This is a genomic window from Streptomyces sp. 8L, from assembly GCF_020176795.1.
GTDB lineage: Bacteria > Actinomycetota > Actinomycetes > Streptomycetales > Streptomycetaceae > Streptomyces.
This window is the reverse complement of the sequence record NZ_JAIUKE010000485.1, coordinates 1-8,816: the sequence shown is the minus strand read 5'-3', so window position 1 is coordinate 8,816 and position 8,816 is coordinate 1. Positions and strand designations below refer to the sequence as shown.

Annotated in this window: 6 protein-coding genes and 3 pseudogenes; 3 read left to right on the top strand and 6 right to left on the bottom strand. The window is 70.8% G+C overall.

Features of this window, described 5'->3' with window-relative positions; all coding sequences use genetic code 11:
• Nucleotides 1-8 precede the first annotated feature (8 nt).
• From LCE31_RS31945 to LCE31_RS31930, 4 genes are all read right to left on the bottom strand, one after another.
• Nucleotides 9-1,265 carry an MFS transporter gene (locus LCE31_RS31945; protein ID WP_225020605.1) on the bottom strand — a complete coding sequence of 419 codons (1,257 nt, stop codon included), beginning with the start codon at nt 1,263-1,265 and terminating at the stop codon, nt 9-11.
• Nucleotides 1,266-1,291: 26 nt separating this feature from the next.
• Nucleotides 1,292-1,840, bottom strand: a complete 549-nt coding sequence (locus tag LCE31_RS31940; RefSeq protein ID WP_225020604.1) for a cyclophilin-like fold protein — start codon at nt 1,838-1,840, stop codon at nt 1,292-1,294.
• Nucleotides 1,841-1,860: 20 nt separating this feature from the next.
• Nucleotides 1,861-2,526, bottom strand: coding sequence for an SDR family NAD(P)-dependent oxidoreductase (locus tag LCE31_RS31935; protein WP_225020602.1), 666 nt, complete (start codon nt 2,524-2,526; stop codon nt 1,861-1,863).
• 79 nt (nt 2,527-2,605) lie between these two features.
• The gene (locus LCE31_RS31930; RefSeq protein ID WP_225020600.1) at nt 2,606-3,622 is read right to left on the bottom strand and encodes a zinc-dependent alcohol dehydrogenase family protein; all 1,017 of its coding nucleotides are present in this window, start codon (nt 3,620-3,622) and stop codon (nt 2,606-2,608) included.
• 234 nt (nt 3,623-3,856) lie between these two features.
• Between LCE31_RS31930 and LCE31_RS31925 the strand changes: the two are divergent.
• Nucleotides 3,857-4,737, top strand: a pseudogene (locus LCE31_RS31925) (helix-turn-helix transcriptional regulator).
• A 206-nt stretch (nt 4,738-4,943) separates the two neighbouring features.
• Nucleotides 4,944-5,858 carry a recombinase family protein gene (locus tag LCE31_RS31920; RefSeq protein WP_225020598.1) on the top strand — a complete coding sequence of 305 codons (915 nt, stop codon included), beginning with the start codon at nt 4,944-4,946 and terminating at the stop codon, nt 5,856-5,858.
• Between the two features lie 91 nt (nt 5,859-5,949).
• Here the strand turns inward: LCE31_RS31920 and LCE31_RS31915 are convergent.
• Both LCE31_RS31915 and LCE31_RS31910 read right to left on the bottom strand, forming a co-directional pair.
• Nucleotides 5,950-6,381: pseudogene (locus LCE31_RS31915) on the bottom strand (hypothetical protein); the annotation flags it as partial.
• Nucleotides 6,382-6,525: 144 nt separating this feature from the next.
• Nucleotides 6,526-7,500 carry a tyrosine-type recombinase/integrase gene (locus LCE31_RS31910; protein ID WP_225020594.1) on the bottom strand — a complete coding sequence of 325 codons (975 nt, stop codon included), beginning with the start codon at nt 7,498-7,500 and terminating at the stop codon, nt 6,526-6,528.
• A gap of 884 nt (nt 7,501-8,384) precedes the next feature.
• Between LCE31_RS31910 and LCE31_RS31905 the strand changes: the two are divergent.
• Nucleotides 8,385-8,735: pseudogene (locus LCE31_RS31905) on the top strand (transposase); the annotation flags it as partial.
• Nucleotides 8,736-8,816: the final 81 nt, after the last annotated feature.

Sequence of the window (8,816 nt, the reverse complement as noted above, 5' to 3'; positions counted from 1 at the left end):
GGGGTGGGTCAGTGCCGCGAGGGCACCGGTGCGGTGGCGCCGTCGGGCGCGGGGGCCGGGGCGGTGCGCTGGGCGACGATCCGGTCCGGGCGCCGGGCGCCGGTGAGGGCGAGGACGATGAGCGGCAGGAGGGTGAGGGTGACGGAGAGGGTGCCGACCAGGGCCGGTCCGCTCAGGCCGAGGGACGAGTCCAGGGCTGTTCCGGCGAGGGCGGAGCCGGCGGCGATGCCGGTGTTGTAGGCGGAGGTGGTCAGCGCCAAGGTCAGGGTGGGGGCATCGCCCGCGAAGCGGACGGCGAGCGCGGTGACCACGGGGTTGACGGTGAACCCGGCCAGGGCCATGAGGAAGACCAGGGCGACGGCGGTGACCGGCCCGGTCGACAGCGGGATCAGCAGGAAGAGGGCCAGGGCAGTCACGGCGGCGGCGGTGATCGTGGTGGCCATCGGGTGGCGGTCCCCGAGCCGGCCGCCGATCGCGGTGCCGCCCAGCGCGCCGAGCCCGAAGACGATCAGGACCAGCGGGACGGCCCCGGCCGGGATGCCGGCGCGGTCGGTCAGCAGCGGGGTGATGTAGGTGTAGGTGGCTAGGACCCCGCCCATGATCAGCACGGCGGCGGCCAGCGCCAGCCACAGCCGGCCCTGCCGCAGGGCACGGACCTCGGCCCGCACCGACACGTCGGCCCGCTGCTCCGTTCGGGGGATGAAGCGGCCGACGAACACGGCCGCGAGCGCGGCGAGGACCGCCAGGGCCCAGAAGGGGCCGCGCCACCCGGTGTACTGGCCGACGAAGGAGCCGACCGGCACGCCGACGACGTTGGCCAGGGTCAGGCCGCCCATCATGACGCCCACCGCCCTGGTGGCTCGCGCGGGGCCGGCGGCGGCGGTGACGATGACGAAGCCGACGGCCCAGAACGCGCCGGTGGCCAGCGCGGTGATCACCCGGGCGGCCAGGATCACGGTGAAGGAGGAGCTGAGCGCGGCGACGACGTGCCCCAGGGCGAAGACCGCGAGGGCCGAGGTGAGGGTCAGGCGGCGGGGCAGGCGCGGGGTGGCCAGGGCCATGGTCGGCCCGCCGACGATCATGCCGATGGCGAAGGCGGTGATCAGCAGGCCGGCGTGGGAGACGCTGGTGCCCAGGTCGCCGGCGATCTCGGGGAGCAGTCCGGCGATGACGAACTCGGTGGTGCCCATCAGGAACGTGCCGGCGGCGAGCACCCACACGACGAGGGGCAGCTTGCCCGCCCGGGTGCCGGTGGCGGAAGGCATAGGGGGTACTTCTCTTCCTCTGGGAGTCAGGAGGTGGCTTCGATGGTGATGCGCGTCGCCCGGCCGAGCTGGTCGGCGCCGACGTCGAGGTGGCCCAGGACGAGCAGGTCGGCAGAAGGTGCGGGCCCGTCCTGGTAGAAGAGGGCCAGGTTGCCCCAGGGGGCGTAGTAGGCGATATCGCCGACCTTGGCCGCGACCGGTGCGGGGGCGCCGTCGGTGTCCAGCTTGCGCGGCAGGCCGGCGATCCGCTCCGTGGAGTGGAAGTCCTGAAGATCCAGGGTGAGCGGGAGGAGCTCGGCGAAGTCGCGGGCGGCGGGGCTGTTGTTCAAGGTGGCCCCGACGGAGCGACCGTCAAGGGTGACGCTGATCTTCGTCTCCATGGGGATGCTCCTTTCGGAAGGGGAGGGCGGGGTGGAGGCCGTCGTCCGCTGCTGCCCCGCGGACGCGGAGGACACGGCGGCGGAGGACACGGTGGCCGGGGTGTTCTCTCGCACGTTGCCGGAGCAGGCGGTCACGGCCAGCAGCAGGGCGGCTGCCGCAGCGGCGCGGACCAGACGGCGCACTGCACGGTTCATGAGAGGTGTCCCGGGGGCCGTCACGCGGGCATCGGCTCGGCGTAGTGCCGGAAGGCGCCGCGCTCGGTGTGGAGGGCGTACAGGCGCTCGGCCAGAGCGGTGGGGCTGGAGTGCTCGGCGTCCGGGCGGATCGCACCGGGGACGATCAACTGGGCGGCGTGGATGTTCTCCGGCGCAAGGGCGTCGTGGAGCATCGCCACGTAGGCGCTCTCGGCGGCGAACGCGATCGAGGTCCCGGCCACCTGGAGGTTGGGGCGGACGGCACTGCCGCCGTTGACGAACAGCAGCGTGCCCCGGCTCAGCTCCCGCATCCCGGGCAGGACGGCGTTCACGCAGGTGAGCGGGCCTTTGACGGAGAAGGCCAGCGGGTCGTCCAGGTCGGCGGCGCCGGTTTCCAGGACCGGCTTCATGAAGTCGCCGCGCGGCACGGGGCTGAACTGGAGGACCTCGACCGGCCCCAGCTCCTCGGCCGCCGCGTGCAGGGCCGCGGTGAGGGAATCGGGGTCGAGGACGTCGGCGGTGAACCCGCGGGCCTGAACGTTGTCCCGGGCCAGCTCGGCCACCAGGTTGTCCTGGTGCTGGATGCTGCGCGAGAGGAGAGCGACGCGGTGGCCGGCGGCGCCGAAGCGCCGGGCGGCGGCCAGACCCAGACCCGGGCCGGCGCCGACGAGAGCGAACGTGGTCACGATGGTTCCCTTCGAAAAGAGGACGGGCGCCGGGCGGCAGAGCGCTGCGCCCCTGGTGTGCGAGTAAGAAAGGGGCAAGTCAGGGCGTGAGAAGCGTCTTGATCGCGCGGCGCTCGTCCATCGCCTGGTAGCCCTCTGCGACCTGCTCCAGCGGCAGGGTGAGGTCGAAGACCTTGCCCGGGTCGATCCGGCCCGCAAGGACGCGGTCGATCAGGTCGGGCAGGTAGCGGCGTACGGGGGCGGGGCCGCCGCGCAGGCCGACGTGGGAGAAGAACAGCTCCTGCCCGTCGATCGCGACCTCGTGGGGGACGCCGACGAAGCCGACGTTCCCGCCGGGCCGGGCCGAGTGCAGCGCCTGGCTCATGGCCTGGGCGGTGCCGACGCACTCCAGCACGCTGTCGGCGCCGATTCCGCCGGTCAGCTCCTTGATCTTCGCCACGCCTTCGTCGCCCCGTTCGGTGACGATGTCGGTGGCGCCGAACTCCCGGGCGAGCTTCTGACGGGGCTCGTGCCGCGACATGGCGATGATCTGCTCCGCGCCCAGCTCCTTCGCGGCGATCACCCCGCACAGGCCCACCGCGCCGTCGCCGACGACCACGGCGGTCGAGCCGGGCTTCACCTCGGCGGCGTTCGCGGCCCACCAACCGGTGCCCATCACGTCGGAGACGGCCAGCAGGCCCGGCCAGAACTCCTTGCCGGGCACCTCGTCGGTGGCGACCAGGGTGCCGGCGGCGTTGGGGATGCGCACGTACTCGGCCTGGCAGGTGGACATGAACTCGCGGTGCAGGCAGTTCGACTGGAAGCCGTTTCGGCAGTTCGCGCAGGTGTTGTCGGAGGTGGCGAAGGAGCCGACGACGAACTGGCCGGGCCGCAGCGAGGTGACCTCGGAGCCGACCTCCTCCACGAAACCGACGTACTCGTGGCCCATCGGGTGCGGCTCCCCGATCGGCTCCACACCGCGATACGGCCACAGGTCCGAACCGCACACGCAGGTCACCGCCGTCCGGATGACGGCATCGGTGGGGTGGAGGATCTTCGCGTCGTCCACGGTCTCGAAACGCACATCGCCGGGGGCGTAGATCATCGCTCCGCGCATCAGGGATTTCCTTACCTTGCGAAGGGGGCTGGGCCGCCCGGGGCGGCCCGCGTACCGGCACTCCCGGGGGCGGGAACACCATGGGACCGTGGCGTTCCCTCCCCGCCGCAGAGACGGCGGGGAAAGCGCCACGTCATCCAGGTAACCCGTCCTTCGCACGCGCAGCGAGTCACTGACAAGGGGTGTACCAGCAGTACATCCCTACGGACGCGGGCGAGACGTACCGTCGAGCCCATGGACAACCGTGAGGAGGTCCGCGAGTTCCTCACCTCGCGGCGAGCCAAGATCACCCCCGACCAGGCCGGACTGCCCACCAGCCCCCGCCGGCGCGTTCCCGGACTGCGCCGCAGCGAGGTCGCCGCGCTGGCCGACATGAGCGTGGAGTACTACTCCAAACTGGAACGCGGCAACCTCGCCGGCGTCTCCCCTTCCGTCCTCGAAGCCCTCGCCCGCGCCCTGCGGCTCGACGACGCCGAACGCGCCCACCTGGTGAACCTGGCCCAGGCCGCCGACGGCTCCGACTCCCTCACCCGCCCCCGCCGCCGGCGCACCAAGGACCAGTGGAAGCCGCACCGCAGCCTCCAGTGGACCCTGGACGCCGTCACCGCCGGACCGGCGTTCGTCCGCAACGGCCGCATGGACGTCCTCGCCGCCAACCCGCTCGCCCGCGCCTTCTACAGCGACCTCTACGCCACACCGGGCAACCAGCAGAACCTGGCCCGCTTCACCTTCCTCGACCCCGCCGCTCACCACTTCTACCCGACTGGGAGTCCTTCGCCGACGTCACCGTCGCCATCGTGCGCACGGAGGCCGGCCGCAACCCGCACGACAAGGACCTGCACGACCTCGTCGGGGAGCTGTCCACCCGCAGCGACGCCTTTCGCACCCGCTGGGGCGCCCACAACGTCCGTCACCACGGCACCGGCACCAAGCACTTCCACCACCACGCCGTGGGCGACCTCACCCTCGCTTTCGAGGGCCTGGAGATGGCCGCCGCCCCCGGACTCACCCTCACCATCTACACCGCGGAACCCGGCTCCCCCTCCCCCGAGGAACTGCGCCTCCTCGCCTCCTGGGACGCCATGCCCCAGCCCTCCCGCCCCGCAGCCCAGTGACTGAGAACCCCTGCGCCAAGGAGCCCGGTTCCTCACGCCGATCCTGTCGTCAAACGATCGAATGACGACAGGCGCGGCAGGCGTCCAATGAACCCGGTGATTCCGGGGCCTGACGGCGGCTCCGATCCAATGAGATCCGATGACGGATGACGACAGGGTTAGATGACACCCAAGGTCCGATGCGGCGACAGAAGCGGGGAAACAGCGTGGCCAATCTCGTCTACAAGCGAGTGTCGACCGACCAGCAGTCCACCGCCCGCCAGGACCTCGTCCTGGCCGAGGCCGGGATCGAGGACCCGATCGTCTTCGAGGAGGACTCGGGCACCTCCAGCCACCTCCACCCGCTCCAGCGTCCCAAGTTCGGCGAACTCCTCACCTATGCGCGGCCGGGCGACACCGTCCACATCTCCGAGATGTTCCGCCTCGTGCGCGGCAACCAGCACATCCTCGACGTCCTCGAAGTCCTGCACCGCGACCAGCTCGCCCTGCGCATCCACGACGGCGCGTTCTCCGCCATGGACCTCACCGCCCGCCACCCGCGCACCGGCGAACTGCTGTCCACCGTGAAGTTCATGGTCCAGACCCTCGCCGCCGCCGGCGAACTCCAACGCGAGCTGACCTACGACGGACTGCGCGCCGCCGCGGCCAAGGGCAACAAGGGCGGACGCCGACCCGCCCTCGCGGGCGAAACGATCACCACCGTGCGCACCGCCTTCCTGGCCGGCCGGTCCATCGCCGCCCTGGCCCGAGAGCACCATGTCAGCCGCGGCGCCGTACGCACCGCCATCGACGACCTCCTGCCGGAACACGTCGCCGCAGTGGAAGAGACCTCGCCGCCGGAACTGCTGGTCACTCTCGACATGCCCGGCAAGGTCGCCGACTTCCTCCAGAGCGCCGAGCTGGACGACGTCGCGCGCCCCGCGCGCGACCAGGGCGTGACCGTACGACGCGGCCAGGGCTACACCCTGCGCGTCACCGCCGCACCCTCCGTGCACCGCCAGTTCCTCGCCCGCTGCCAGCCGCCCGACGGCGGCCACGGCCTGCCCGCGGTCCCGGCGCAGCGCAAGGCCCGCCGCGAGTACGAGAACCGCGTCAGCGCGCTCACACCGACCGGGCCGTGATCGTTCTCAGCGCCAACCGCTGTACCGATACTCCCGAGGCCGGGGCCATGATCACCGGCTTAGCGTTAACCGCTGTACCGATGTTCCCCGAGGCCGAGGTCGGCACGACCTCGGCGAGCAGCCCCATCCGTGCGCCCGTTCCCAGGGACTGGAAGAACCCCAGTACAAGGAGCAGACCGAACCGGGCGGCGAGCGGCAGCCCTGGAACCGCCTGTGCGGCAACACCTACGAGCGAGACGCACTGGAGCGCGACGAGGGTCCGGCGAGGACGGCTTCCGTCCGCGACCGACATCAGCGTCAGCGCACCGAGTACCGTCGCGAAGGTGGCCCCGTACATGCTCACAGCGGTCAGGAACGGGGACTTGGTCTGCTGGTTGACCAGCGTGCCGAGCGCGAAGCCCGACAAGGTGCTCGCGGCGACCGTCAGTGTGAAGCTGGCGTACAGCCCGACGAATTCACGGTTGCTGAGCAGGTCACGGTAGGTGGTGGGAGGAGTGCCGGAGGCAGATGTGTCAGAAGGCATGAAAAAAGCCTTCACGCGCACCCAACTTGGGGCGCCGAAGGCCGACAGCTGGATTATAGCAAGTGCCCCAGTCTCTCCGCGGCCCGCATCGGACAGGGGGAGACGCGGACGCGGATCCGCACCAGTCTCGGCAGCACCGCACATTCACCGGCGGCTGTCGCCAGGTGCGAGCAGACTGGTCAGCTCCGAAATCGCCTCGGGGGACGGCTTGAAGTAGCGGCGGACGTTCTCCGGCTTCTTGTGCCGCGACTTCGCCATCAGCATCAGCAAGGAGGCGCCCTGCTCACCGAGGTGAGTCAGGGCCCCGTGGCGGTACTCGTGCAGGTCCCAGCCCGTCCCCGGCCCGCGCACGGCGGTGTGCTCGTCCAGCAGCGCGCGGGCCTGGCCGTAGGAGAGGCGGGCCAGGCCGGTGTCCGGGCACACGTCGCGCGGGCTGACGACCTTCCCCGGCCCGGGGCGGCGGTGGGTGACGAACACCGGTCCGCGTGTGCGGCCGCGCAGCAGGCGGGGCAGGAGACGGGCGGTGCCGGCGTCCCAGTAGACCGTCTCCAGCACGAAGTCCTCGCGGGCCTGACCGCGGCGGCGGGCCTTGCTGCGGGCGCCCTTGGCCTTGACCGGGCAGCGGCGGGCGGCGAGGTCCAGGTCCTCGATGTTCACGCCGAGGATCTCCTCCGCGCGGGCGGCGGTCTCGTAGAGCATCCGCCACAGCGTCTTCTCCCGCAGGTGGACCTCGCGGCGGGCGATGAGCCGGTCCACGGCCATCTTCGATCGGGCCGGGGTCTCGGAGTCCGGCACCGCCAGCCGCTTCGTCCAGGCCGGGACCGCCGGGCCGTCGTAGCCGTACGACTCGCACCAGCCCAGCCAGGAGAGCACTGCCGCCCGGCGGGCGTTCCAGGTGTTGACCGCCGCAGTGCCCCACAGCAGTTCCAGGGCCTCGCCGATCTCGTCGTCCGCGACCGACCCCAGCGGGCGGGCCTCCCCGATCCGCTCGGCGGTCTTGCCGACGCCGACTCCGTAGCTGCGGACCGTGTTCGGATTGCGCAGCGAGTCAAGGAAGGCGTCTGCCGCCGCGCGGACGGTCAACGCCTTCCCGGCCGGCAGTTGCACCACGGTGGGCACCGCTTCCCCCTTGCCACGGATAACAGGGCCGCTTCACGTACGGCCCGGAGAACGTCACCGCAGGTGACGAACCAATCTCCCGCAGATAATAGGGCGTTATCCGTGGAACAACTTCCGACCGGCCCGGCAGCCGGCACCCTCGGGGCCGCTCACCAGCAGTGCCGGAGGCTTAGCGCACGATCTGACACAGATGTTCCTCGACCCCCGGGCCCTTCGCTCCTGACGGGTTGTGTTGTCCCGCCGATCGGCACTACTACGACCCCCTCCGACTGCCTCTCGACAGCCCGCCACTTCCCGGTTCCGCCGGTTATAGGCGAGCCACACTCCCGGGCCGCATGCCCGGGGCCGAGTAGGCCCTCTCCAGTTCCCAGGACACCCTTCCGACCATTCCACGCCCCTTACACCGGGAGGTTCTTGAGCGCCCGTTCCAGGATCTGGGACGCCTTCCTTGGCCTTCGCCGAACAAGCACAGGCTCGGCTCCTCCTTGGCCTACTCCTCTCGGAGCGGGGGTTAAATGACGGTGCTGCAGGCTTCACTTGATGTTGCGGACTGGTCGGTCGCACGCCCCCGAAGGACGCTTGTCACTCCACTTCGACGCCGCCCTCTCGAACGACGCCGGGAGTCAGCTACCGGGGACCCTGGCGTCTCCCCGGACCGGACTTCCACCGGCTGGCTGCCCTGAGCTTGACGCCCGGTTACATCCGAACCTCCTTTCACCTGCTCGAATGCCCGAGCTGCTGGACGTACACTTGTTGTTTAACGACGTTGCCGCACAAGTGCGTTGAGGGCCGGTTGGCCTGCGAGGGTTGGTGCGGCAGTGGTGCGGCCTTGGTGTGATCATGTGCGTTGTCGAGACGCTGTTGATCATGCCAAGGCCGCGAGGGTGAGTCTGCTGCACGACGTTGTTCGCGTCGAGTCCCTGACCGTGTTGTCCCGGTTCCGGACCGACTTCTACGACTGCCTGACCGCTCGCGCGGACGCGTTGTTCGAGCTGGCGGACGCGGTTCTGTGCACCGATGGGCCGGTGCGGTCGCTGGTCGACCTCGCGCTGGCGCCCGAGCACCGCCGGGGGCACGGTGCCCTCTATGCCGGTCTCAACCGCGGACGGGTGGATGTTGCCCGGCTGCGGCGGGTCCTGGCCGGGGTGCCGCTGCCGCGGGCCGCGGACGGCCGGCTGGTGTTGGCGGTGGACGTTTCGCCGTGGCTTCGGCCGGACGCCGGGACCGTACCGGACTGCTAGTAGGGCCTGGTCAGGTTCACTCGCCGGTGGCGTGTCCCTTTGATCGCTTGTTCCGTTGACCTGTTGTGATGGATG

What these genes read in the sequence shown, in the direction of transcription:
- LCE31_RS31940 (WP_225020604.1), bottom strand. Translation starts at nt 1,840, where the DNA reads ATGAACCGTGCAGTGCGCCGTCTGGTCCGCGCCGCTGCGGCAGCCGCC.
- LCE31_RS31945 (WP_225020605.1), bottom strand. Translation starts at nt 1,265, where the DNA reads ATGCCTTCCGCCACCGGCACCCGGGCGGGCAAGCTGCCCCTCGTCGTG.
- LCE31_RS31930 (WP_225020600.1), bottom strand. Translation starts at nt 3,622, where the DNA reads ATGCGCGGAGCGATGATCTACGCCCCCGGCGATGTGCGTTTCGAGACC.